Genomic DNA, 23,372 nt, shown 5'->3' with positions numbered 1-23,372 from the left:
AAAGCTAGGGGAATTCGGAAATCTGTGGACACCAAGGCAGTTGTGGATAACTCGATGACTCCGAAGAGTGACGAAGAGGTGGCCGCGGCACCCCTCACGGCACGGCGTGCCCCGCCCCCGTCGCACCGCGTGCCCCGCCTCCCGCGCACGGCACGCCCCCCGGCGCGGGCCGGCCGCCCCGCCCGCCGGGGGCAGCCGATCAGGGCGCCGGGAAGCGCTGTTCGTTGCGCTCGATCTTGTCCTGGAGGGCCGCCAGCACGTCGACCCCCAGCACCTCGCAGAACTGGAGCAGATAGGCGAGGACGTCCGCCGCCTCGTCCCTCACCCGGTGCGCGCTGCTCGCGTCCGACATCACCGCCGCAGACTCCTCGGGCGTCATCCACTGGAAGATCTCGACCAGTTCGGCCGCCTCGACGCTGAGCGCCACGGCCAGGTTCTTGGGCGTGTGGTACGGCTCCCAGCCGCGTGCCGCCGCGAAGTCGGCGAGCCTGCGCTGGAGTCCGGCCACATCGAGTCCGTCGTCTCTCGTCACCTCACCAGGTCTACCACCGACACCCCGGGGATCGAGCGGGCGCACGCCGCGTCGGAGACCGCGCCGACGAGCCGGATGTGGCCCCGGGCGCACATCTCGACCGCCAGCAGCACCAGTTCGCGGGTCTGCTCCGGGTGCAGACAGCGGTCGAGGCCGTCCGCGACGACCGTGAGCGACTGATACGCCTCGGGCACCTCGGCGACCTGGTCGACGGCGAGCACCCCGGGCCCGGTGAGCAGCACCAGCGCGAGGGCCAGATACCGCAGTTCCCCCTCGCCGAGGCGTCCGACGGGGGTGGGGGCGGCCGCGGCCCCCCGGCCGAGCAGCGCCCTGACGACGCCGTCCGGGGTGCGCTCCACGCGGACGTCCGCGACCTCGCCCGCGCATCCCGCGCGCGCCGCCGCCGTCAGCCGGGCGTGGCGCCGGGTGCACTCGCTGCGGGTCCGGTGCAGCACCTCGGCCAGGTTGTCGCAGCCGCGCCGGAGCCGGCCGCTGCCGGCGGGCACCGGCGCCCGCATCCGTTCGGGCCGGGGGTCGCAGGCGAACGCCGACCTCAGGGCCATGACCACCTGCTCGGCCGCGGCGAGAACCCGTAACTGCGCGGCCGTCCGGCCCGCGACGTGCAGCGGCAGGAGCGGGGTGCCGAGCCGGTCGTCCGGCAGCGCCGCGCGGGTGACCACGGCGGTGCCGGAGGTGTGCCAGGCCGCCTCGACCGTGCGGCGGCGCGGGTCGCGCAGGGCGGTGGCGAGGACGACGTCTCCGTCGCAGGTCAGCCGCTCCCCCACGATCCGCAGATCGGGCTCGGCCTGGACGGCGAGATCGAGCCGTACCTCGCCGGCCGGGCCCCGCACGGTGCAGCCGATGCGGAAGCCGCGCCGGCCCTGCCGGTCGGGTCTGGCCCACTCGGGGACGCAGCCGTCGGGGTCGGGGAAGGCGCGTTCGAGGCCCTGGCCGGCGGCGAGCCGGGCCAGGGCCTCGTACGCCTGGAGGGCACTCGACTTGCCGCTGCCGCTCACCCCGGCGAACAGGGTGAGCGGGCCGATGGGGAGAACCGCCCCGCGGTGCGATTTGAAGGCTGACAGGCGCAGTTCGGTGACCGCGGGCCGCACGGGCGGGCCCGGGGGCGCCGGCGCCGGAACGTCGGCGCGGGCGGAAGCCGGGGCCGGAACGTCGGCGCGGGCGGAAGCCGGGGCCGGACCGGGGACGGGAGCGGAAACGGAAGCAGGGCCGGAAGCGGGGACGGGGAGGGGATGGGAGGGGATGCCACCGACTCCCCATCGCCGAGCCCCCCGTGATGTCCGCGCCGCGCGTGCCGCGAACGGGCCGCCCCGAACGCGCCGGCGTGTGCCCCCGCCCCGGTCATAGGCGGAGGAATCAGTCTCCACCGGCCACCCTAGCCAACGACCCGACCACGACGGGCCGTTGCCCGCGAGCACCACCCGCCCGACGGGTCACTCGCGAACGGCCGGTGCCGCCGTCCGGAAGCCGACGCCGATCGCCGCGAGGTCCGCCTCGTAGGCGCCGTGCCGCCGTGCGCATCGGGCCAGGTCCCGGTCGTGGCGGAACGCACCGCCACGGGTGATGTGCCGGTCGAAGGCCCAGTCCTCCGTGCCGGGCACCCCGGCGGGCGCGCCCGGGTAAGGGGCGTAGACGGTGGAGGTCCACTCGTCGACGTTGCCCGCCATGTCCAGCACCCCGAAAGGGCTGGCGCCACCGGGGAACGAACCGACCGGCGTAGTGGTCCCGATCCCGAGGTCCACCAGATTGGCCAGGCCGGTGCGATACTCCTCGCCCCAGGGGAACTCCCGCCCGTCGTCACCCCGCGCGGCGCGCTCCCACTCGTCCTCCGTCGGCAGCCGCACCCCGATCCCGAGCCGATTCCCCAGCCACCGGCAGTAGGCCGCCGCCGCCTCCCAGTCGACCCCGACCACCGGGTGGTCCGCCGGCCCCTGTCCGGCCGGACGGCCGGTGGCCGCCGCGAAGGGCTCCCACTGACCGACCGTCACCTGCGTCCGCGCGATCCGGAACGCCGGGACGTGGATCTCCGCGCGTGGGGCCTCCTTTCTGTACCACTCCACCGGCACCCCGGTGTCGCGGTAGCGCCGCGCCACCGCCGCCACCTCCTCGACGGGCGTGCCCCGCCGGAGCACCCCGGCCGGCACCTCGACCCAGTCCATTTGCTCCACTCGCACAGCTCCTTCCCGGCTCGCACGGACAACCCCCATGATCACCTCGGCTCCGAGGACGGGCATCGGCCGACGGACCGATGCGGACAGCGACCTTGGAATGAGGGCGTGCACCGCCCAGCGCCAGCCACCCCTTGGCACGCCGTGCTTGCAGGAAGACCGGGTGCGCCAGATCAGCACAAGTGAACGATGAGCGCATGTGGCTAGTACTCCAGCTGTAGATCGTGATCTTCATGTCTGATCGACGGCTTGTCGGCGGTAGTGGCTGGTCCTGGATCGGGCCTGGTGACGGCGTCGCCAGCCGGACCAGCGCAGTCGGTGGAGCACATCGGGCGTGGGCCTGACGAGCGCTGTGAACAGTCGCTGGATCTCGTTGCAGGTGAGCGGGATCAACCCATCCGGTGCCGGATGGCGGGCATGTTCGGTGGCTCGGGTGACCGCTAGGAAAGGCGTGCGCGAGCATGGCCAGGGTGACCCAGCGCGACCAGGAGGTGAAGCGGCGGACCTGGTGCTCGTCCAGTCCCGCAAGGCCCTTTCCCGACTGGAAGGTCTCCTCCACTCGCCACCTCGACCCGGCGACGTGGACCAGAGTGGCAAGGGGTTCCGGGGCAGGCGAGAAGCAACGGTAGTAGGCCCGTTCTCCGGTGGTGCGGTTGCGGCGGATCAGCAGCTGGTGGTGGCCCGATCCGAAGCAGGCCAGATCGATGACCGCCCAGTCGTAGAAGCGGTGCCCCTTGGCGCCGCCCCCGGCCGACAGCTTCTGCCAGGCCCGCTTGGGCACTTTCGCGGCCAGCACGTCTGCACGGAACTTGCCTGCGCCAGTGGCGACTTCGGTGGAACAGGCAACGGCCATCACGTAGCTGACACCACGCGCTTCCAGCACGGCCCGCAGACGTGGGTTGCCGCCGTAGACCTCATCGCCAGCGACCCAGCCCACGTGGTGCCCGGCATCGAGGAACCGGCCGATCATGCGGCCAGCAGTTCTGGCTTGGTAGCAAAGGCTGTGTCTTCGGGCAGGCCGGCGGCCCGGCAGCGGTCCGGCTCACACGTCCATGAGCGCGAGACGTAAAGCTCACGGTCCACCGCCGCGTGTCCGCGCGCTCCCGCATAGACGAGGTAGACGGCGACCTGAGAGTTCTCGATCCGGCCCGCAGTACCGGTGTATTGACGCTGCACGCCGATAGTGTGGGTGCCCTTCTTCATGTCGCCGGTCTCGTCAACGACGAGCACTGCCCGCTCGTCACGGAGCTGCTCCACGACGTAGTCACGCACGTCGTCGCGAACCGCGTCGGCGTCCCAGGACGCCCGGCACAACAAGTGCTGCATGCCGTGCGGCGTCGCTTCCCCGGCCCACTCTGCGATCGTCCAGCAGTTCTTACGCGGCAGGTCCGACAGCAGCCCGAGCACCAGCCGTCCCGCCCGGCGCCGGGCCTCCACCCGCGCGAACCTGCCTGCTATGCGCCCCATCAGGTCCTCGAACGCCTCCTGCCAGCGGGCAGGGTCTACGCTGTGACCAGCGGCCACCGCATGATCGTTTGTCTTCACACACCGATGATCAACGGTGGCCGCAGTCATATCGGCAGGAGGAGCACCATGCAGGTCGCCGGCGTCGACATCTACGTCAATCACCCCGTTCTGCACCTCGGGGCAACCGACTGGGTTCCCCTCACCCTCGCCCTGGACTCCACCCCCGCGGCCAGTTGCGACACGCACGTGGCCGTCCGGGTTCGACCACAAAGGGGGCTGATCAAGGTGCGTCTCTTCACACCGCCTCACGACCCGCAGGCCGAACACCCCGACCCGGAGTTCGCCACCGTCTTCGACGCTCCCCTCCTACTGCCCGACGGGCGTATCGCAGTCGGCGATGTCGAGCAACTGACCCGCATCGTCCATCGTGTAGGCGACCGGGGCCAGTTCAACGTACGTGTCGCCGTGAACACGCCGGGGCCAGAAGCCAGCGCCATCGACATCGTCATCACAGACCCGAGCAAGTGAGCCGCGAGACGCCCAGCCCGGCATGAGACCGCTCGATGTACAGCGGCTTCACCGCGATCAAGATCACGATCTGCAGCTGGAGTACTAGGGACACTGCACTTGCAGGGCGGGCCACGTATCGGACGTGAAGGATCCTCCGGACAACTTTTCGGAGGTCTGCTGGTCCTTCACCCACGTCCCTCGGCACAGCTCCCCATCGGCGAGATCGCGGTACAGGGTCACGGTGGCCCACTTGGGGCCGTCGATGGTGTCGGTGTAATCCCGGATTGCCTGCTCTGCCTGGGCTTGAGTGGCATCCGGCAGTTGCAGGTCCGCCATCCTCATAATGCCGTTGTCTCGCACATCGACAACGGTGTACGTCGGGTCGCTGCTGCACGCGGTGAGCGTTGCGAGCAAGCCTGCGGCGATGAGTGCGGCGACGGCGCGGGTGCGCATGGGTTCCTCGTCTTCTGGTGTGGCGGGGTGGAACTGCAGAGTTATCAATCATGATGGTTGGCGCATGAGGCGGGTCGCGTAGGTACTGTCCATTCACTTCGTCGCCGGCCCCAGGGGCCTGATCGTGGAGCAAAAGGACAGGGAGTCGGTCGCCGACCCCACGGGCGGCTGTGCCAAGCTCGACGAGCACCCGGCCGCCGCTCTCGGACGAGATGATCGTCTCGACCGCGGACTTGGCCTCGCGAGCCGCCTCTTGACCATCGTCCCATGCCCCGGACAGCCCCGAACCTCAACGAGCGCCTGCTCATGAATACGCTTGCGCACCGCAGCCCGACTGACTTGATCTTTAACCGGTGCGGCGCGGTCGCGGGGTCGTTGGTCTATTCCTGCGTCGTTTCGCGGAGCCCGGTCTACGAACTGTGTGCACGCCATAGTGGGTGGCGGGCTGCTCGTACCTGCGGCCGGGAGGGCGTCCTGGGCCAGGCCGGGCGGATTCCAATGCTTCGGCTGGACAGACGGCCTTCGTGCGGAAGGGCCGAAGGCGCGACGGACTCGTGCGGGGGGTGAGTCCGTCGGGCAGGGCTGACGCCTCCCACGGCCGTCGAAGGGTCTGCCGCCAGTCCGCGTGCGAGCCGGGTCCGGGGGCTGGTTCCGTCGGGAGGCAGGGTCACTCCTGAACCAAATCCTCCGCCAACTGGCAGACCGGCACGCGCGAGTGCGACGAGTATCCCTTCGCCACCATGTACGAGGGTGCCGCGCAGGCAGATCACGATTCGGAAGCCAAGCCGTTCAATTTCTCGGTCCTCCCGGTGGCCAAGGCCGACAACGGTGCGGCCGGCGGTCTGCTCCTCGGCTTCTACGCGAGGAACCGTCTCGTCGACGGCCTCGATGACGGCTTCATGGTGCAGATCGACTCTTAGCCACGGCAGGGGGCGTGACGCCCGAACGGCGGCGGGTCGCGCCCCCACCACCGTGTGCACGGCGCCCTGCTACTCCGCAGGCCAGAAACGGACAAGATAGCGCTCCACGCCGTCTGCGGAGCCCGTCTCGGCAGATAGGCGCTCGGCCTCCGACCGGCCGGCCGAGTGCACCTGCACGTGCCAGCGGCCCGCCCCGTCAGACAGCGGGATGTCCTGCTCGGTCCGCCCGAGGCTCATCGACCAGACGGCCACGATGCCACTCGTGGAGACGTACTCGCCCTCTGCGTACTCGTCCCACTTTCCGCGACCCTCATCCGGCGGCCGGCCGTCCCACACGTCGACGGTCACCGCGGCGGTGTGGGTATGGCCGGCGCTGAAGATGTCGATCCGACCGGGGAACAGCGTGAGGAACTGCCCGAAGACGGAGTCGTCCGGATAGGGCACCGGCAGGGCGGCATCGTCCGACTCCTGGAGGCAGAAGCTGTGATAGCCCACCTCGGCCCCGAATCGCACACGCCGCGTCAGGTTCGCCACACCAACTCCTCGTTACGGTCACACCACACTCGCTCACCAGCCTGGACGCCACCGCAGCGGCGGGCCCGCACCCCTCTGCCGGTAGTCCGCCCGCACGACCGAGATGATGCAGACACACCGAACGATTTACAGCCCCGCCGCATCCGCTTCCACGACCTACGCCACTCGACCGCGACGCTACTCCTGGAGCAAGGCGTGGACCTCGTTGTGATCAAGGAGCTGTTGGGACACGCACACATCGGCGTCACCGCTGGCGTCTATGCCCCCGTAAGGCTCCGCCTCCAACGCCAAGCCATCGACACTCTGAATGGCGCCCTCGACCCTGTCAACGACAACCCGGACGACCCACCCGCCGCGGCAGGCGTCCGCTGACGTTGCCGTCGGCGTTGCCGTCAAACGCCCGAGAGGCCCCACCGAATATCCATTCGGTGGGGCCTCTCGAAATGTCCACAGCATGTTACGGACTGAGGCTGACTTACCGAGTCACCTGAAGACGCTCCTCCAATGTCTCCAGTGAAATCTCACCTTGCACCCATGCCGTGACGTATTGCAGGTCATGAACCGAAAGACCGAAGGCCGATCGAAGCACTTGGGCCAGCCGGAACGGCGCCAACCTCAAGTTTGGATGCTTGTCGATTAGGAGATCAGCGATCTCTGCGATGCTGCACCCAATTCCGTGGTACTCGACGGCCAAGCGCGCCAATCGTTCAATTTCCTCGTCCACCAGTTCCCTCATCTTCGGAATGTGGCAAGGACTTGCTGGAAGTCCCCGTCGAGCCTCGGAACTGCTTCATCGATCCTCGCACGAGTGAAGCCATATCTGGCTGCCTGCCTTCCAGTCCAGGTTCCCTTGGCTGCCGACACGAGGCTTGCACCACCACGGACGGCTTCATTGAAGCCTCCAAGGTTATCTCCGTAGATCCAGATCCCCTGGACACCCTGAACTCGGTCCCCGAAGTGGCCCATAACTTCGTCGAACATCGCCTTACCCTGCAGCGGTGAACCATTGTCGGGATAGTTGTGCATCATCATGGTCAGAATGCCGTCACTATCGAGGTCGGCAATCACGTCACTTCCACTCGCATTATGCGAGATAGAGTAAGTGCTTTCGTTACCACCACGCGGACCCGCATTTATGTACGAGTACCGGTGCGGAGCCCGCCAGCACATAGTACGTGTGCAGGTCACTGACGGTGAGGTTGTGAACCCGGGCGTCCGGAGTCGTCCGGTGGTGGACTGCCGTGATCTGGACGAAAGTGCCTGCGCTGGTGCGGAGCCACTGGCCTTGCTGCAGGTCTTCGGCGTCGAGCCATTCTCCGAGTTCGGGGACCCAGAACGGGTGGCCGTCGGTGGCGGTGACCGTGGCCACGGCTGTGCCGGCGTTGCCGTCGGTGTCGATGGTGACATCGACGAGGTTCTTGGTAGGTGGCGAGCTGGGCGCCATCAGGTAGTCGTATCGCTCACATGCTGCGGTTCCGAAGTCGGTCTGCTGGGTTGTGTGCTTGGCGACGGCCCGCTTGGTGATGCCGTCGGAGGCCCGCTTGGAGGCGGCGGTGAGTTCGGCGGCGCCGGGCTCCAGGTAGTCGTCCGCCGGCTACCCCGAGGCGCACCGGGGGAACCCCGAGCAGCGGGCCGCCGACAGCGAGTTGCACGAGCAGCTGATGACCGACGGGTTTACCGGTCCGCGGTTCGAGCTTCTCCGGGAAGACCTTTGGCTGTACGGGTGGCGCGTCCTGCGGAAGTGGATGGGGGAGGGTGAGATCATCGCCCGCTGCCGTGAGAGCGACATCTACTTCTTCGCCCCGTACACGGAAGTGGAGGAGATGATGCGGCGCGATGAGGTCCGCGTCGACATCGCCGGGCTCTGCTTGGGGAAGGCCGTTCCCTTGTTCATGCGTCTGCTCTCCCAGGGACGCTGGAACCCGGAGAGAGGCGCGTCCATCCGCACCTTCTTCATCGGCCTGTGCCTCGGCTGCTTCCGTGACGCGTACCGGGAGTGGGCCGGCCCGTACCGCCGCCGCCTTGCGGAAGTCCTCCACCCCGACGTCATCGGAGGGTTCCCCAAGGTCAGCCTCGACCCGGAACCCGCGGCGCAGATGCTGTTCCGCGACACGGTCGACACGATCCTGGCCGACGCCTCGTGGGAGGAACGGGCTGTCTGCATGTTGATGCTGACCTCCGGTGCCACGCAGGAACAGATCGCGCAGCGGCTCGGCACCACACGCAAGGCGGTGGAGCGCCGCCTCGGCCGTGTCCGGCGCCGGGCCCAGGAGCTCGCCGCTGCCGGCGTCATCATGGTCCCCTCGGTCAGTTCGGCGGTGGCCAAGTGATGGGCGGCCCGCTCGATCTCCGTGCCGTGGTTCTGATGATGGCCGGTGCGGTCACGGCGTACGTCGCCTACCTTCACCCGGACGTGGGCGTGGCCCTGCTCACCGGAGCGGGGGTGGTGACGCTGCTGTACCTGCTGATGGGCTCCGGCGGGAGCGGATCGGCCCCGCCCCGCTGACCGGTGGTCACCGTCTAGCGAGGAGGCGCCGGTTCGCGCTCGGCGCCTCGTCCGAATCTCCTCGCCCTGCCGTACCTGGGGCGGTGGCATACCCGTAGGCCGAAATCGATTCGAGCCTGTCAGAACCCCCGCGTATGCTGTGTGTCGTTCCTCTCCGGCCCATGCGTGGATGAGGTAACGGCTTCGCGACCTGGGATGGTTGGTCGGCAGCCGCAGATGTTCCTGCGGAGCGACGACGTACAACAGGGCAGCCGCTTCGAGCTTCTGTGCCGGCAGTAGCTCGCTTTCGACACCTGTCCTGGTGGTGTCGGACTGCGAGCTGCCTTCACAGGCTCAGGTCCGGCACCCCCTCTGTCCCTTGGGAGGGGCCCATGAGTACGTCTTCCAGCGCGACCCCGCAGTCCGGCCGGATCCTCGGCACGGTCATCGTCTTTCTGCTCGCCGTCATCATCGCGCTGGTCGTCAGCTTCGTTCTGGTCGGCCTTGGCCTCAGCGGCTGCCTGACCGTTGCGAGTGGGATCACGCTGTTCATCTCCGCCTCGGCGCTCGGGATGAAGGTCCTGGCCTACCTCGCTCCGGCCTGATGGGCGACGGCTCCACCAGGCGGTGGGCCTGGTGGAGCCGGATGAGCCGGTGCGACGGGGGGAGACACACGGGCTCTGTACTCAGTGCGGCTCAAGCCGGTTTATCCTGGACGTGGTCGGCGCCCGCGCCAGTCGCGGCTGCGAAACCCGACGTAGCCGGGGAGGGGTGCGCACGCTGCGCGGCCTCCGTAGGTGAGCACCCTGGGGCGATGGCTTCAAGGGGATCTCTTCATCCCAACGCCAGGACGACTCGTGGCCCTTTTCCCGAGAGAACTCCACGCAATCTTGGCCGCCACAAGCGGCCTGAGCAGCACGCCAGCCCGCCTGACACCCCATCAGAACGAGCGTCAAATGAGCGTCACGAGCGTCATTTCAGCGTCAGGATATCGCCCGCAACGCCCACACCGCACATAATGCGCACGCACAAAACAGCAGGTCAGGCGTCCTTCTTGACCGGCTCCAGAATCGCCACGCACTCCACATGATGCGTCATCGGGAACAGGTCGAACGCCCGCAGCGTGCGCGGCTTGTAGCCCGACTCCGCGAAGTACGCGATGTCGCGCGCCAGCGCCGCCGGGTCGCACGCCACGTAGGCGATGCGACGCGCCCCGAGGGAGGCCAGGTGGCGGACGGTCTGCTTGCCGGCGCCCGCGCGGGGCGGGTCGAGGACGATGAGGTCCACGCTGTCGATGCCGGTACGCGGCAGCACCGCGTCGACCTTGCCGTGCTCGATGCGGACGCGGTCGAACTGCTGGAGGTTGTGGCGGGCGTCCTCCACCGCGCGCTTGCCGGTCTCGATGCCGAGGACGGCGCCCTTGTCGCCGACGCGGTCGGCGAGTGCGCCCGCGAAGAGGCCGACGCCGCAGTAGAGGTCGAGGGCCATGTCGCCCTTGCGGGGCAGCAGGCCCTGCATCACGGCGCGCATCAGGGTGTCGGCGGCCTGGGGGTGGACCTGCCAGAAGCCGCCGTTGCCCACCCGGTGGGTGCGCTCGTCGGCACGCTCGCGGACGAAGGCGCGGCCGTGCACCCGGTGGACGCCGCCGTCCTTCTCGTCGACGCGGAGAACGGAGACGGGCTTGTCGAGTTCGACGAGCGGCAGCCGGGCGCCGGGGCGCGGGGTGAGGATGACCTGGCGGTCGCCGGAGCCGGAGGCGGCGATCGCCTCGACGGTCTCCATGCCCTCCCACAGGCGCTCCTCGATGCCGAGTTCGCTGACGCCCTCCGCGGCGATCATGCAGTGCTCGATGGGCTCGACCTCGTGGGAGCGGTGCCGGCGCAGGCCGACGTGGCCGGCCTCGTCGATGGCGTACTGGACGCGGGTGCGCCACTGCGGGACCTGGCCGGGCGGCAGCTTGTCGCCCTCGGCCGGCATGACGGTGCCGTCCCAGCCGGCCTCCTCGGGGGTGAGACCCGCGAGCCGTTGGAGCTGCTCGGCGATGACCTCGCCCTTGAAGCGGCGCTGCGCGCCGGGCTTGGCGTGCTGCCAGTCGCAGCCGCCGCACCTGCCCGGTCCGGAGAACGGGCAGGGGGCCTCGACGCGGTCCTTGGACGCCTCGATGATCGAGACGGCATCGGCGCGCAGGAAGCGGGAGTCCTCGTCGCCCTCGGTGACGCGGGCGACGACCTTCTCGCCGGGCAGGGTGTGCCGGACGAACAGGACGCGGCCCTCGTCGGTGCGGGCGATGCAGTGGCCGCCGTGGGCGACGGGACCGACCTCGACCTCGTACTCCTCCCCGACCAGCGACGGCGACGTCTCGGGTGCGTTCTGCATGACGGGGTGACTCCAGAGATCGGGGGCGGCCGCGGACGGTGGGGATCGCCGAGACGATCCGCGCGCGGACAACGACCCACCAGTCTACGTCCGCCCCGGCACGCTTCCGACCGGACGAGGTGAGCGGCCCACCGGATGCCCACCGGACCCGGCCCGCTCCCGGCCCGCATCCGCCCCCACCGCGCGTCAGCTCCTGCCGCTGGGCTCCTTCTGCCTGCGGTCGACCGGCCCGCGCCGCACCGAACCGGGCGCGTTCCAGTCGGCGCGCTTGCGGGCCCGCTTCCTCGCGGCCTCGGAGGATTCGAGCTGGTAGGGCACGGAGGTCACCATCACACCGGCGGTGAAGAGCAGCCTGCCCTTGAGGCGCAGCGCGCTCTGGTTGTGGAGGAGGTGCTCGTACCAGTGGCCGACGACGTACTCGGGGATGATCACGCTGACCGCGTCGCGCGGGCTCTCGCGGCGCAGGCCCTTGACGTAGTCGATGATCGGCCGGGTGATCTCGCGGTAGGGCGAGTCGAGGATCTTCAGGGGCACGTTGATGCCGCGCCGTTCCCATTCGTCGCGCAGCGCCTTGGTCTCCGCCGGGTCGACGTTGATGCTGACGGCCTCCAGCTTGTCGGAGCGCATGAGCTGGGCGTACGAGAGGGCGCGCAGGGTGGGCCGGTGGACCTTGGAGACGAGGACGATGGAGTGGACCCGGGAGGGGCGCACGGTGTCGTCGCTGGGCTCGTCGGGGGCGGCGATCTCCTCGGCGACGCGGTCGTAGTGGCGGCGGATCGCGGTCATGGTGCCGAAGAAGATGACCATGCCGAGCAGGGCGACCCAGGCGCCGTGGGTGAACTTCGTGGCGAGCACGACGACGAGGACCAGGCCGGTGAAGAAGGCGCCGAAGGTGTTGATCGCGCGGGAGCGGATCATGTGGCGCCGCTTGGCCTTGTCGCGTTCGGTCCGCAGGTGCCGGTTCCAGTGCCGGACCATGCCGGTCTGGCTGAGGGTGAAGGAGACGAAGACTCCGACGATGTACAGCTGGATGAGCTTGGTGGAGTCGGCTCCGTAGATCCACACCAGCAGGACGGCGGCTCCGGACAGGAGCACGATGCCGTTGGAGAAGGCGAGGCGGTCGCCGCGGGTGTGCAGCTGGCGCGGCAGGTAGCGGTCCTGGGCGAGGATCGAGCCGAGGAGCGGGAAGCCGTTGTAGGCGGTGTTCGCGGCGAGGAACAGCACCAGGGCGGTGGCGGCGGCGAGCACGACGAAGAAGAAGGTTCCGTCGCCGAAGACGGCGGCCGCGACCTGGGAGATCACCGGGTGCTGGACGTAGTCGGAGCCGACGGGCACGCCGTCGGCGAGCAGGTCCTTCGCCGGGTTCTCGGCCATCTTGACGTCGGTGGCCATGGCGAGGCCGATGATGCCGCAGAACATGGTGACGGCGAGGGTGCCCATGAGCAGCAGGGTGGTGGCGGCGTTGCGGCTCTTGGGCTTGCGGAAGGCGGGGACGCCGTTGCTGATGGCCTCGACGCCGGTGAGCGCGGCGCATCCGGAGGAGAAGGCGCGCAGCAGCAGGAAGAAGAGCGCGAAGCCGGCGAGTCCGCCGTGCTCCGGCTTGATCTCGTAGTCGGCGGTCGGGGCGCGCATGGTCTCGTCGAGGACGAGTCCCTGGTAGGCGCCCCAGATGATCATGACGAAGACGCCGAAGACGAAGACGTACGTCGGAATCGCGAAGAGCTTGCCGGACTCCTTCACGCCGCGCAGGTTCATCAGCGTCAGCAGCACGATTATCACGATGGCGCTGAGCACCTTGTGCTCGACGACGAACGGAACGGCCGAGCCGAGGTTCTCGACGCCGGAGGAGATCGACACGGCGACGGTCAGCACGTAGTCGACGAGCAGGGCGCTGGCGACGGTGAGGCCGGCCTTCGGGCCGAGGTTGGTGGTGGCGACCTCGTAGTCGCCGCCGCCGCTCGGGTAGGCGTGGACGTTCTGTCGGTACGAGGCGACGACCGTGAACATCAGCACGACGACCGCGCCGGCGATCCAGGGGCTGAAGTGGTACGCCGACAGACCTGCGATGGACAGGACCAGCAGTACTTCGCCGGGTGCGTACGCCACGGAGGAGAGCGGGTCGGAGGCGAAGACGGGGAGTGCGATGCGCTTGGGGAGAAGGGTCTCGCCCAGTCTGTCGCTGCGCAGCGCCCGGCCGATCAGAATCCGTTTGGGCAGGTCGGTCAGTTTGGACACGGAGAGGATCGTAAGCGTTCGAAATGCGCCGACCGTACTCACCATGCGGGCCTTAACGGAATCCTGTTGCGTCTTAGCGGAATGTCATCTCGCCATGACGCAGGGGTCCACGGTAGGACCGCGCGTGGTTGGCTGGGGTCGTGGTCTGAGACCCTGTAGGGCCTTGACAGCGAGATGAGACCAAGAAACAGCCGGAAGGACGGTCGTGCACATCGTCATCATGGGGTGCGGGCGAGTGGGAGCCGCTCTCGCGCAGACCCTGGAGCAGCAGGGGCACACGGTCGCCGTCGTCGACCGGGACCCCACGGCCTTCCGCCGCCTGGGATCGGGATTCGGCGGTCGCCGCGTCACCGGTGTCGGCTTCGACCAGGACACCCTGCGCGAGGCGGGCATCGAGGAGGCCGGCGCGTTCGCGGCGGTCAGCAGCGGGGACAACTCGAACATCATCGCGGCCCGGGTGGCCCGCGAGATGTTCGGCATCGAGAACGTCGCCGCCCGCATCTACGACCCGCGCCGCGCCGAGGTGTACCAGCGTCTGGGCATCCCGACGGTCGCGACGGTCCGCTGGACCGCGGACCAGATGCTGCGCCGGCTCCTGCCGTCGGGCGCGGAGCCGCTGTGGCGGGATCCGAGCGGGACGGTCGAGCTGGCGGAGGTGCACACCTCACCGGCGTGGATCGGCCACAAGATCAGCCGGCTCCAGGAGGAGACCGGTGTGCGGGTCGCGTTCCTCACCCGGTTGGGCGAGGCGGTCCTGCCGACGTCGCAGACGGTGCTCCAGGAGGGCGACCTCGTGCACGTGATGCTGCGCACGGACGAGATCGGAAAGGTCGAGGCGGCGTTCGCCGAGGGCCCCGAGGAGGGCGGGAACTGATGCGGGTCGCTATTGCGGGCGCCGGCGCGGTGGGTCGTTCCATCGCCGCCGAGCTGCTGGAGAACGGGCACGAGGTGCTCCTGATCGACAAGGCGCCCACCGCGATCTCGGTGGAGCGGGTGCCGCAGGCGGAGTGGCTGCTGGCCGACGCGTGCGAGATCACCTCGCTCGACGAGGCCGCCCTGCAGCGGTGCAACGTGGTGATCGCGGCGACCGGCGACGACAAGGTCAACCTGGTCGTCTCGCTGCTCGCGAAGACCGAGTACGGGGTGCCGCGCGTGGTGTCCCGGGTGAACAACCCGAAGAACGAGTGGCTCTTCAACGAGTCCTGGGGCGTGGACGTCGCCGTCTCGACGCCGCGGCTGATGTCCGCGCTGGTCGAGGAGGCGGTGAGTGTCGGCGATCTCGTCCGGCTGCTCCGTTTCAGCCACGGCGACGCCAACCTGGTCGAGCTCACCCTCCCGCCGGAGTCGGCCCTCGCCGGCACCCGGGTCGGGGAGGTGGACTGGCCCCAGGACACCTCGCTGGTCACGATCATCCGCGGGTCCCGGGTCCTGACGCCGAGCGTGGAGGAGTCGCTGGAGGCCGGCGACGAGCTGCTCTTCGTCGCGGCGCAGGCCCGGGAGGAGCAGCTGGAGGACCTGCTGTCGGTGCGCCGCGAGTCCTGAGCGGGCCACTGAGCACGAAGGGGCCCGGAACCGTGATCGGTTCCGGCCCCTTCGTACGCGGCGAGGACGGCGCGCCTACGGCACGGTGTCCTGCTTGGCGGCGGCCTTGCGGGCCTCCTCGGCCCGCTCCTCGGCCTCCATCTCGGCGAACACGTCGATCGGCGGCGGCGCCTTGGCGAGGAAGACCCAGGTCAGCCAGACGGCCAGCAGGAAGGGCGGGATCTTGAGCGCGACCAGCACCCAGCCGAGCTGGGTGGTGTCGGCCCACCAGTAGAGCGGGAAGAGGATCGCGCACTTCGCGAGGAGGATCAGCCCCCAGGCGTAGCTGGCCTTGGTGTACGCCTGCTTGCGGCCGGGGTTGCGGGTGCGCCAGGAGAGGTTCTCCTTGAAGACCGGCCCGAGGATCAGCCCGATCAGGGGGACGCCCGCGACGGCGGTGACGAGGTACGCCAGCGCCAGGCCGAGCGTGTAGAGCATGCCGGGCAGGTAGAAGTCCTTGGCGTCGCCGGTCATCATCGCGAAGACGACGCCGAAGCCGACGCCGAAGACGCCGCTGAAGGCGTGCTTGACGGTGTCCTTGCGGATCAGCCGGACGGCGACCAGTACCAGCGAGACCGCGATCGCGGCGATCGCGGACATGTGCAGGTCTTTGTTGACGGTGTAGATCGTGACGAAGAGCAGGCCCGGCAGGACCGTCTCCACCATGCCGCGCACGCCGCCGAACGCCTCGAACAGCGCCGCCTCCGTGACGGCCCTGGAGTCGGCCGCGTCGCCGGGCTGCTGGTCATCGGTCGTCTGGGTCGGCTTGTCTGCGGACGTCACCGGCTACTCCTGTCCGAGCGGTCGGAGTTCGTATTTGGGATTGAACAGCACCCGGCGGCCGTGGCTCATCGAGATCCGGCCCGAGGCGATCAGCCGGCGTCCGGGCTCGATGCCGACGATGGACCGGCGGCCGAGCCAGACGACGTCCAGCGGGGCCGTGCCGTCGAAGAGCTCCGCCTCCAGCGCCGGCACCCCGGCCCGCGGCCGCAGGGTCACCGTGCGCAAGGTACCAGTGACGCGGACGATCGCGCGGTCGTCGCAGTCGCAGATCCGGGTGCATCCGGAAGCCTGCGTGTCCTCCTGGAGCTCCTCCGACTCGAGGGCCTCCTGGGAGGAGGCGAGCCGGTCGAACATGCGGCGGAAGCGGCCGGCCGGTCGGGCCGCCCTCTCGTCGCGCGCCGCCTTCTCGGAGCGGGGTGTTGCACTCATACGGAAAGCGTACCGGCCCCTCTCGACGGCGCATCAACGTTCGAAGCGGTAGCCCATGCCCGGCTCGGTGACGAAGTGGCGCGGGTGCGAGGGGTCGGCCTCCAGTTTGCGGCGCAGCTGCGCCATGTACACGCGCAGATAGTTGGTCTCGGTGCCGTACGAGGGGCCCCAGACCTCCTGGAGCAGCTGCTTCTGGCTGACCAGCCGGCCGGTGTTGCGGACCAGGACCTCCAGCAGATGCCACTCGGTCGGGGTGAGCCGGACGTCGCGTCCGTCGCGGTGCACCTTCTTCGCGGCGAGATCGACGGTGAAGGACGCCGTGTCCACGCTCACGACGTCGTCGTCTCCGCCGCCGACGGGCTCGGCCCGCCGCACGGCGGCCCTCAGCCGGGCGAGCAGCTCGTCCATGCCGAAGGGCTTGGTGACGTAGTCGTCGGCGCCGGCGTCGAGGGCCTCCACCTTCTCGTCGGAGGAGTGGCGGGCGGAGAGCACCAGGATGGGCACCCTGGTCCAGCCGCGCAGGCCCCTGATCACCTCGACGCCGTCCATGTCGGGCAGACCGAGGTCGAGCACGACGACGTCGGGGTGGCGTGCGGCGGCCAGTTCGAGCGCGGTGGCGCCGTCGTGGGCCGAGTCCACCTCGTACTTGCGCGCCTTCAGGTTGATCACGAGGGCGCGTACGATCTGCGGCTCGTCGTCGACCACGAGCACCCGGGTCATGACCGGTCCGCCTTTCTGCCGTGCTGGATGGGACTGTGGAGTGGGCCGGGGCCGGGCAGGGCCCGCGGGGGCGTCGGCCTGGGGCTCGCGGTGGCGCGCGGCTTCGTCGAGGCCATGGGCGGCACGCTCAGCGCCGAGGACACCCCGGGCGGCGGCATGACGATGGTCCTGACCCTGGGCGCGTCGCCCGGTCCCTCGGCGACCGGGTCGAACTGCGCGTGGTGGACCGCGGCGGCGGTGTCCCCGACGACGCCAAGGAACGGATCTTCGAACCGTTCCAGCGGGTCGGGGACGCACCGCGCGGCGCGGGCGTCGGCCTGGGGCTCGCGGTGGCGCGCGGCTTCGTCGAGGCCATGGGCGGCACGCTCAGCGCCGAGGACACCCCGGGCGACGCGCCCAGGGTCAGGACCATCGTCATGCCGCCGCCCGGGGTGTCCTCGGCGCTGAGCGTGCCGCCCATGGCCTCGACGAAGCCGCGCGCCACCGCGAGCCCCAGGCCGACGCCCGCGCCGCGCGGTGCGTCCCCGACCCGCTGGAACGGTTCGAAGATCCGTTCCTTGGCGTCGTCGGGGACACCGCCGCCGCGGTCCACCACGCGCAGTTCGACCCGGTCGCCGAGTGTGCTGGCCGCGACGACGACCGGGGTGCCGTCGGGGGAGTACTTGACCGCGTTCTCGACGATGTTGGCGACGGCCCGCTCCAGCAGGCCCCGGTCCACGGCCACCATGGGCAGCGTCTCGGGGATGTCGAGGCCGACGCTCTCCGGCGGGACGCCCGCGAGGGCGAGCGGGATGACCTCGTCGAGGCTGGTCTGGCGGATCAGCGGGGTGACCGTGCCCGTCTGGAGCCGGGACATGTCGAGGAGGTTGCCGACCAGGTGGTCGAGCCGGTCGGCGCCCTCCTCGATGCCCGCGAGGAGTTCGGCCTCGTCCTCCTCGGACCAGGCGACGTCGTCGGAGCGGAGCGAGGTGACGGCGGCCTTGATGCCGGCCAGCGGGGTGCGCAGGTCGTGGCTGACGGCGGCGAGCAGCGCGGTCCGTATGCGGTTGCCCTCCGCGAGCGCGCGGGCCGACTCCGCCTCCCCCACCAGCCGCTGCCGGTCGAGGACGACGGCCGCCTGCGCGGCGAACGCGGCGAGCACCCGGCGGTCCTCGGCGGGCAGCACCCGGCCCGACAGCGCGAGCGCCATGTGGTCGCCCACCGGCATGTCCACGTCGGCGTCGTCGGGGCGGGCGGCGGGGGCGGGGCCGACGCTCGCGGTGCAGGTCCACGGGTCGACGTCGCCGGCGCGCTCCAGCAGGGCGACCGACTCCATGGCGAACGTCTCGCGGACCCGTTCCAGCAGGGCGTCGAGCGCCGTCTCGCCGCGCAGCACGCTGCCGGCGAGGAAGGACAGGATCTCCGACTCGGCGCGCAGGCGGGCCGCCTGGTGGGTGCGGCGGGCGGCCAGGTCCACGACGGACGCGACGGCCACCGCGACGGCGAAGAAGATCACCAGGGCCACGAGGTTCTGCGGTTCGGCGATGTCGAGGGTGTGGCGGGGCGGGGTGAAGTAGTAGTTCAGCAGCAGGGACCCCACGGCGGCGGAGGCGAGCGCGGGCCGCAGACCGCCCAGCAGCGCGGCCAGCACGGTCAGGAAGAGGAACAGCAGGACGTCGTTGGCGAGTCCCGGCCCGTCCTCGACGCTCAGCAGCACCAGGGTGAGCAGCACGGGCGCGGCCACGCCCACGAGCCAGGCCGCGATCGTGCGGCTGCGGCCGATCCGGGCGCCGCGGTTCCCGGGCAGGCCGCGGCCCTTGCCCGCCTCGTCGTGGGTGACGATGTGGACGTCGAGGTCGGGGCCCGAGTCGCGGGCCACCGTCGCGCCCACGCCGGGGCCGAAGAGGTACTGCCAGGAGCGGCGGCGGCTGGAGCCGAGGACGATCTGGGTGGCGTTCACACCGCGTGCGAAGTCGAGCAGCGAGGCCGGTATGTCATCGCCGATGACGTGGTGGAAGGTGCCCCCGAGGTCCTCGACGAGGGTGCGCTGGACGGTCAGTTCCTTCGGGGACGCCGAGGTCAGCCCGTCGCTGCGGGCGATGTACACGGCGAGGATCTCGCCGCCCGCGCCCTTCGCCGCCATCCGCGCGGCCCGCCGGATCAGCGTGCGGCCCTCGGGGCCGCCGGTGAGGCCGACGACGATCCGCTCCCGCGCCTGCCAGGTCGAGCGGATGTTGTGCTCGCCCCGGTACTGCTGGAGGTACTCGTCGACCCGGTCGGCGAGCCAGAGCAGGGCCAGCTCGCGCAGGGCGGTGAGGTTGCCGGGGCGGAAGTAGTTGGACAGGGCGGCGTCCACCTTGTCCGGCTGGTAGATGTTGCCGTGCGCCATCCGGCGGCGCAGCGCCTGCGGCGCCATGTCGACGAGTTCGATCTGGTCGGCCCGGCGGACCACCTCGTCGGGCACCGTCTCCCGCTGCCGGACGCCGGTGATCGAGTGGACCACGTCGCCGAGTGATTCGAGGTGCTGGATGTTGACGGTCGATATGACGTCGATGCCGGCGGCGAGGAGTTCCTCGACGTCCTGCCACCGCTTGGCGTTGCGCGAGCCGGGGACGTTGGTGTGGGCGAGCTCGTCGACGAGCGCGACGGCGGGTCCCCGGGCGAGGACGGCGTCGACGTCCATCTCCGTGAAGTGCGCGCCCCGGTGCGTCAGCTCCTGGCGCCGTACCTGTTCCAGCCCGTGCAGCAGCACCTCGGTGCGGGGCCGGCCGTGGTGCTCCACGTACCCGACGACGCAGTCCGTGCCGCGCTCGGCACGCCGGTGCGCCTCGGAGAGCATCGCGTAGGTCTTGCCGACTCCGGGCGCCGCGCCCAAATAGATCCGAAGCTTGCCGCGTCCCATGGCCTCATTGTCGTCTCTGTCCCGCGCGCCGTCCGGCGGCTCCCGGCCGCCGCGCGCAGCGTCGACCCTACGTCCGCGGCGGGCCCGGCACGGGCCCCGAGGGCCCTCGGGGGTCCGTATTGACGGGATTCTGACGCCACGGGCCCGCGCCGCGAGGCGCCGGTCACGGGGAGGGGGCGCGGCGGGGACGTGCGGGGGCGGGGGCGACGTCAGGGCACGGACGTGGCGTGGGCGGGGGGCACCTCCGGGTGCGGGCGTTCCCGGCAACGGGCGCGGCCGGGAGCGGGTGCGGCCGGGAGCAGGCGCGCCCGAAAGCAGGCGCGGGTGCGGGCCCGCGGGCTCTCCCGTGCGGTCAGTGCTCGACGATCTCGCCGTCGCGCAGTTCCAGGACACGGTCGGCCAGGTCCAGCAGCTGGGCGTCATGGGTGGCGACCAGGGCGGTGACGCCCTCGCTGCGGACGACGGCACGCAGGAGTTCCATCACGGCGACGCCGGTCTCGGCGTCGAGCTGCCCGGTCGGCTCGTCGGCGATCAGCAGGGCGGGGCGGTTGGCCAGCGCGCGGGCGATGGCGACGCGCTGCTGCTGCCCTCCGGAGAGCTCGCCGGGCCGCTGGGCCGCGTGGTCGGCGAGGCCGACGAGGGCGAGCATCAGCGCGACCCTCTCCTCGCGCACGCGCGGCTCCGTCCTGCGCAGGCGCAGCGGGACGCCGACGTTCTCCGCGGCGCTGAGGATCGGGATCAGGCCGAAGGACTGGAAGATGAAGCCGATGCGGTCGCGGCGCAGCTCCAGGAGGCCCTTCTCGCCGAGGCCGGCGAGCTCCGTGCCGTCGACGGTGATGCTTCCGCCGTCCGGTGAGTCCAGGCCGCCGACCAGGTTCAGCAGGGTGGTCTTGCCGGAGCCGGACCGGCCCTTGAGGGCGACGAGTTCGCCGCGGGGTATCTCGAAGGAGACCCCGCGCAGTGCGTGCACGGCCGCGGCCCCGCTGCCGAAGGACCGGCGCAGGCCGCTCACCCGCACCATCGGGCCGTCGCCCGGTTCCATGACGGCGGTGCCTGCGTGCTCGCTGTTGCTCTCGGTCATGCCGAGTCCCCCCATAGCTACCGGCGCCCTGCGCCGGCGGTGCGTGCCGGATCGGTGTGGCCACAGTATGTGCAGGGGCCATGCGGCCGGGCAACGGTCAGGGGAGCGTGCAGCACCCGGCACGGTCAGGTGCACAGGGCCCGGCACCGGTCAGGGCGCGCAGCACCCGGCGCCGGTGAGGTGCACAGGGCCCGGCACCGGACGGGGACGCAGCACCCGGCGCCGGTCAGGGGCGGACGGCACGCGACGGGACGGCACACGACGGCGGGCGGGGCGCGCCCGTGATCGGGTGCGCCCCGCCCGCCGTGGTGGCCGGCCCCGGGGCCGGCCGTGGATCGGTCAGCGGACCTCGGTGATCTCCGGGCCGCGCTGGAGCTGGCCCATGCCCCCGGAGAACCGGGAGCCCTCCTGCTCGGTCTGCTGGACGCCCTCGGGCACCATCTGCGCGTCGTCCGGCAGCTTGAGGACGATCGGGTCGCGCGGCGCCATCGGGCCGTCGCCGCGCACCACGACGGTGTCGCGGAAGATCTGCTCCAGCAGCCCGGCCGCCTGCGGCTGCACCGCGCCCTGGCCGGAGATCACTCCGCGCAGGAACCAGCGGGGGCCGTCGACGCCGACGAAGCGCACCAGCTGTACGCCGCCCTTGCCGTCGGGCAGCTGCACGGGCACCTGCGCCCGCAGCTCCCAGCCGAGCGGGCCCTCGACCTCGTCGATGATGCCGCCCTGCTGGGTGATGCCGGCGGCGATCTCCTCGCGGACCTCGCCCCAGATGCCTTCCTTCTTGGGCGCCGCGAAGGCCTGCAGCTGTACGGCGCTGTCGCGCAGCACGACCGTGGCCGCGACGATCGCGTCGCCGGCGACCTCGACCCGCAGCTCCATGCCCTCGACCCCGGGCACGAACATGCCGCCCAGGTCGACGCGGCCCTCGCCGGGCCGGGAGACCTCGGAGGCGTCCCAGGGGCCGTCGGGCCGCGGGGCCGGCGGGAGGTTCACCCGACGGGATTCCCCGGCCTCCGTGCCGAGCTCGGCAGACTCGTCGGCGACTCGCTCGGCCTCGCCCGTTGCGTCCGCCGCGTCCCCGGCGGAACCACTCTTCTTGCGACGTCCGAACACGTCACTGTCCTTCCCGGTCGGATACGACCGAAGCGTATCGATTCCCACCCGTAGAGCCGTCCACGGCGGCATGACCGCCGGTGGACCCGAAGCCCCCCTCGGCCCGCGCGGAGCCGGGAAGCTCCGCCACCTCGTGGAAGCGCACCTTCTCGACCTGCTGGACGACCAGTTGGGCAATCCGGTCGAACCGTTCGAACCGCACGCTCTCGCGCGGGTCGAGGTTGACCACGATCACCTTGATCTCCCCACGGTACCCGGCATCAACCGTCCCTGGGGCATTCACGAGTGCCACTCCGCAGCGGGCCGCGAGACCCGAGCGGGGATGCACGAACGCCGCGTACCCGTCGGGCAGGGCGATGGAGACGCCGGTCGGCAGCACGGCACGCTCGCCGGGCGCCAGTTCGGCGGCCTCGCACGTCATGAGGTCGGCCCCCGCGTCGCCGGGGTGACCGTAGGACGGCAGGGGGACCTCGGGGTCCACGCGGCGGATCAGCACGTCGACGGGCTCGCGCATCAGGGGTTCACCTCGAACGCGCGGGCACGGCGCACCTGGTCCGGGTCGGCCATGGCAGCCCGGATCTCCTCGGGCCGGCCGTTGTCGATGAAGTGGTCGACCTTGACCTCGATGAACAGCGCCGACGCGCGCACGGCCACGGGTCCGTCGGGCGAGCCGATGCGGCCGACGGCCGAGGAGTAGATCTTGCGCCCGGCGACGGCGGTGACCTCGGCGTCCAGGTGCAGCACGGTGCCGACGGGCACGGGCCGCACGAAGTCGGTCTCCAGCTTGCCGGTGACGGCGATGACACGCAGCAGCCAGCTCAACGAGCCGAGGGTCTCGTCCAGGGCCGTGGCGAGGACTCCGCCGTGGGCCAGCCCGGGCGCCCCCTGGTGGGCCGGCTTGACGGTGAACTCCGCCGTCACGCGCACGCCGTCCTGCGCCCGCGCCTCCAGGTGCAGCCCGTGGGGCTGCTCCCCGCCGCAGCCGAAGCAGTGGCCGTAGTGGGCACCGAGGAGCTCACCGGAGCAGACCTGTCCAACGAGGAACTGGCCGTCCGGGTCCTGCCCAAGCAGGCCGACGAGTTCACC

22 protein-coding genes and 8 pseudogenes are annotated in these 23,372 nt (G+C 70.7%); 11 read left to right on the top strand and 19 right to left on the bottom strand.

Annotation, left to right across the window (positions count from 1 at the left end; genetic code table 11):
- Window positions 1-199 precede the first annotated feature (199 nt).
- From EAO77_RS15390 to EAO77_RS15375, 4 genes and pseudogenes are all read right to left on the bottom strand, one after another.
- Window positions 200-532, bottom strand: coding sequence for a nucleotide pyrophosphohydrolase (locus tag EAO77_RS15390; RefSeq protein ID WP_147988534.1), 333 nt, complete (start codon window positions 530-532; stop codon window positions 200-202).
- Window positions 529-1,794 carry an AAA family ATPase gene (locus EAO77_RS15385; RefSeq protein WP_410088554.1) on the bottom strand — a complete coding sequence of 422 codons (1,266 nt, stop codon included), beginning with the start codon at window positions 1,792-1,794 and terminating at the stop codon, window positions 529-531. The genes EAO77_RS15390 and EAO77_RS15385 overlap by 4 nt, the downstream gene beginning before the upstream one ends.
- Before the next feature lie 189 nt (window positions 1,795-1,983).
- Complete coding sequence (locus EAO77_RS15380; protein WP_410088552.1) at window positions 1,984-2,709, bottom strand: formylglycine-generating enzyme family protein; 726 nt, start codon at window positions 2,707-2,709, stop codon at window positions 1,984-1,986.
- Window positions 2,710-2,949: 240 nt separating this feature from the next.
- A pseudogene (locus EAO77_RS15375) lies at window positions 2,950-4,185 on the bottom strand (IS701 family transposase).
- Window positions 4,186-4,311: 126 nt separating this feature from the next.
- Here EAO77_RS15375 and EAO77_RS15370 point away from each other — a divergent pair.
- Complete coding sequence (locus tag EAO77_RS15370) at window positions 4,312-4,713, top strand: hypothetical protein (RefSeq protein ID WP_147988531.1); 402 nt, start codon at window positions 4,312-4,314, stop codon at window positions 4,711-4,713.
- A gap of 84 nt (window positions 4,714-4,797) precedes the next feature.
- Here EAO77_RS15370 and EAO77_RS15365 read toward each other — a convergent pair whose 3' ends face one another.
- Window positions 4,798-5,148, bottom strand: coding sequence for a hypothetical protein (locus EAO77_RS15365; RefSeq protein WP_147988530.1), 351 nt, complete (start codon window positions 5,146-5,148; stop codon window positions 4,798-4,800).
- A gap of 695 nt (window positions 5,149-5,843) precedes the next feature.
- Between EAO77_RS15365 and EAO77_RS15360 the strand changes: the two are divergent.
- A pseudogene (locus EAO77_RS15360) lies at window positions 5,844-6,068 on the top strand (NucA/NucB deoxyribonuclease domain-containing protein); the annotation flags it as partial.
- Between the two features lie 69 nt (window positions 6,069-6,137).
- On the opposite strand, the gene EAO77_RS15355 reads toward EAO77_RS15360, so the two are convergent.
- Window positions 6,138-6,602, bottom strand: a complete 465-nt coding sequence (locus EAO77_RS15355) for a hypothetical protein (protein ID WP_147988529.1) — start codon at window positions 6,600-6,602, stop codon at window positions 6,138-6,140.
- A gap of 135 nt (window positions 6,603-6,737) precedes the next feature.
- Between EAO77_RS15355 and EAO77_RS15350 the strand changes: the two are divergent.
- Window positions 6,738-6,974 (top strand): annotated as a pseudogene (locus EAO77_RS15350) (tyrosine-type recombinase/integrase); the annotation flags it as partial.
- A 103-nt stretch (window positions 6,975-7,077) separates the two neighbouring features.
- Here EAO77_RS15350 and EAO77_RS15345 read toward each other — a convergent pair.
- The 3 genes and pseudogenes from EAO77_RS15345 to EAO77_RS15335 all read right to left on the bottom strand — a co-directional run.
- Window positions 7,078-7,338 carry a hypothetical protein gene (locus EAO77_RS15345; RefSeq protein ID WP_147988528.1) on the bottom strand — a complete coding sequence of 87 codons (261 nt, stop codon included), beginning with the start codon at window positions 7,336-7,338 and terminating at the stop codon, window positions 7,078-7,080.
- Complete coding sequence (locus EAO77_RS15340; RefSeq protein WP_147988527.1) at window positions 7,335-7,670, bottom strand: hypothetical protein; 336 nt, start codon at window positions 7,668-7,670, stop codon at window positions 7,335-7,337. Before EAO77_RS15340 ends, EAO77_RS15345 begins: the two co-directional genes overlap by 4 nt.
- 58 nt (window positions 7,671-7,728) lie before the next feature.
- Window positions 7,729-8,022 (bottom strand): annotated as a pseudogene (locus EAO77_RS15335) (polymorphic toxin-type HINT domain-containing protein); the annotation flags it as partial.
- A 226-nt stretch (window positions 8,023-8,248) separates the two neighbouring features.
- On the opposite strand from EAO77_RS15335, the gene EAO77_RS15330 reads away from it, so the two are divergent.
- The 3 genes from EAO77_RS15330 (at window position 8,249) to EAO77_RS15325 (ending at window position 9,692) form a co-directional block, all read left to right on the top strand.
- A complete protein-coding gene (locus EAO77_RS15330) occupies window positions 8,249-8,932 on the top strand; it encodes a hypothetical protein (RefSeq protein ID WP_147988525.1) in 684 nt (227 codons plus the stop codon).
- Window positions 8,932-9,108 (top strand): hypothetical protein, encoded by a 177-nt coding sequence (locus EAO77_RS38625; RefSeq protein WP_187283219.1) that lies wholly within the window; start codon window positions 8,932-8,934, stop codon window positions 9,106-9,108. The genes EAO77_RS15330 and EAO77_RS38625 overlap by 1 nt, the downstream gene beginning before the upstream one ends.
- A gap of 371 nt (window positions 9,109-9,479) precedes the next feature.
- Window positions 9,480-9,692 carry a hypothetical protein gene (locus tag EAO77_RS15325; protein WP_147988524.1) on the top strand — a complete coding sequence of 71 codons (213 nt, stop codon included), beginning with the start codon at window positions 9,480-9,482 and terminating at the stop codon, window positions 9,690-9,692.
- Window positions 9,693-10,128: 436 nt separating this feature from the next.
- On the opposite strand, the gene EAO77_RS15320 is transcribed toward EAO77_RS15325, so the two are convergent.
- Complete coding sequence (locus EAO77_RS15320; protein ID WP_147988523.1) at window positions 10,129-11,463, bottom strand: class I SAM-dependent RNA methyltransferase; 1,335 nt, start codon at window positions 11,461-11,463, stop codon at window positions 10,129-10,131.
- Between the two features lie 186 nt (window positions 11,464-11,649).
- Window positions 11,650-13,698: an APC family permease gene (locus tag EAO77_RS15315; RefSeq protein WP_147988522.1), complete on the bottom strand. Its 2,049-nt coding sequence runs from the start codon at window positions 13,696-13,698 to the stop codon at window positions 11,650-11,652.
- A 205-nt stretch (window positions 13,699-13,903) separates the two neighbouring features.
- Between EAO77_RS15315 and EAO77_RS15310 the strand changes: the two genes are divergently transcribed.
- The gene (locus tag EAO77_RS15310) at window positions 13,904-14,572 is read left to right on the top strand and encodes a potassium channel family protein (protein WP_147988521.1); all 669 of its coding nucleotides are present in this window, start codon (window positions 13,904-13,906) and stop codon (window positions 14,570-14,572) included.
- Complete coding sequence (locus tag EAO77_RS15305) at window positions 14,572-15,240, top strand: potassium channel family protein (protein ID WP_147988520.1); 669 nt, start codon at window positions 14,572-14,574, stop codon at window positions 15,238-15,240. The genes EAO77_RS15310 and EAO77_RS15305 overlap by 1 nt, the downstream gene beginning before the upstream one ends.
- Before the next feature lie 75 nt (window positions 15,241-15,315).
- Here the strand turns inward: EAO77_RS15305 and EAO77_RS15300 are convergent, their stop codons facing one another.
- The 3 genes from EAO77_RS15300 to EAO77_RS15290 are packed head-to-tail and all read right to left on the bottom strand — an operon-like array spanning window position 15,316 to window position 17,211.
- Window positions 15,316-16,062: a DUF3159 domain-containing protein gene (locus EAO77_RS15300; RefSeq protein ID WP_147988519.1), complete on the bottom strand. Its 747-nt coding sequence runs from the start codon at window positions 16,060-16,062 to the stop codon at window positions 15,316-15,318.
- Window positions 16,063-16,065: 3 nt separating this feature from the next.
- On the bottom strand, window positions 16,066-16,491 hold the full coding sequence (locus EAO77_RS15295; RefSeq protein ID WP_147988518.1) for an OB-fold nucleic acid binding domain-containing protein: 426 nt from the start codon (window positions 16,489-16,491) through the stop codon (window positions 16,066-16,068).
- Between the two features lie 33 nt (window positions 16,492-16,524).
- Window positions 16,525-17,211, bottom strand: coding sequence for a response regulator (locus tag EAO77_RS15290; protein ID WP_147988517.1), 687 nt, complete (start codon window positions 17,209-17,211; stop codon window positions 16,525-16,527).
- Between the two features lie 27 nt (window positions 17,212-17,238).
- Here EAO77_RS15290 and EAO77_RS41340 point away from each other — a divergent pair.
- Both EAO77_RS41340 and EAO77_RS41335 read left to right on the top strand, forming a co-directional pair.
- A pseudogene (locus tag EAO77_RS41340) lies at window positions 17,239-17,331 on the top strand (hypothetical protein); the annotation flags it as partial.
- Between the two features lie 98 nt (window positions 17,332-17,429).
- A pseudogene (locus EAO77_RS41335) lies at window positions 17,430-17,555 on the top strand (ATP-binding protein); the annotation flags it as partial.
- A 26-nt stretch (window positions 17,556-17,581) separates the two neighbouring features.
- Here the strand turns inward: EAO77_RS41335 and EAO77_RS15275 are convergent.
- The 5 genes and pseudogenes from EAO77_RS15275 to EAO77_RS15255 form a co-directional block, all read right to left on the bottom strand.
- Window positions 17,582-20,092: pseudogene (locus EAO77_RS15275) on the bottom strand (DUF4118 domain-containing protein); the annotation flags it as partial.
- A gap of 352 nt (window positions 20,093-20,444) precedes the next feature.
- Window positions 20,445-21,173 carry an ABC transporter ATP-binding protein gene (locus EAO77_RS15270; RefSeq protein ID WP_147988516.1) on the bottom strand — a complete coding sequence of 243 codons (729 nt, stop codon included), beginning with the start codon at window positions 21,171-21,173 and terminating at the stop codon, window positions 20,445-20,447.
- A 339-nt stretch (window positions 21,174-21,512) separates the two neighbouring features.
- A complete protein-coding gene (locus tag EAO77_RS15265; protein ID WP_147988515.1) occupies window positions 21,513-22,286 on the bottom strand; it encodes a DUF3710 domain-containing protein in 774 nt (257 codons plus the stop codon).
- 1 nt (window position 22,287) lies between these two features.
- Complete coding sequence (dut, locus tag EAO77_RS15260) at window positions 22,288-22,800, bottom strand: dUTP diphosphatase (protein ID WP_147988514.1); 513 nt, start codon at window positions 22,798-22,800, stop codon at window positions 22,288-22,290.
- A pseudogene (locus tag EAO77_RS15255) lies at window positions 22,800-23,306 on the bottom strand (PaaI family thioesterase); the annotation flags it as partial. The pseudogene EAO77_RS15255 and the gene dut, both read right to left, overlap by 1 nt.
- Here EAO77_RS15255 and EAO77_RS41330 point away from each other — a divergent pair.
- Window positions 23,247-23,372 (top strand): DUF4193 family protein (locus EAO77_RS41330; protein WP_410088551.1); only part of this gene is annotated, 126 nt, incomplete at its 3' end. The pseudogene EAO77_RS15255 and the gene EAO77_RS41330 sit on opposite strands and share 60 nt — an antisense overlap.

This window comes from Streptomyces sp. T39 (assembly GCF_008042045.1).
Taxonomy (GTDB): domain Bacteria; phylum Actinomycetota; class Actinomycetes; order Streptomycetales; family Streptomycetaceae; genus Streptomyces.
This window is presented reverse-complemented; position numbering and strand designations above follow the sequence as displayed.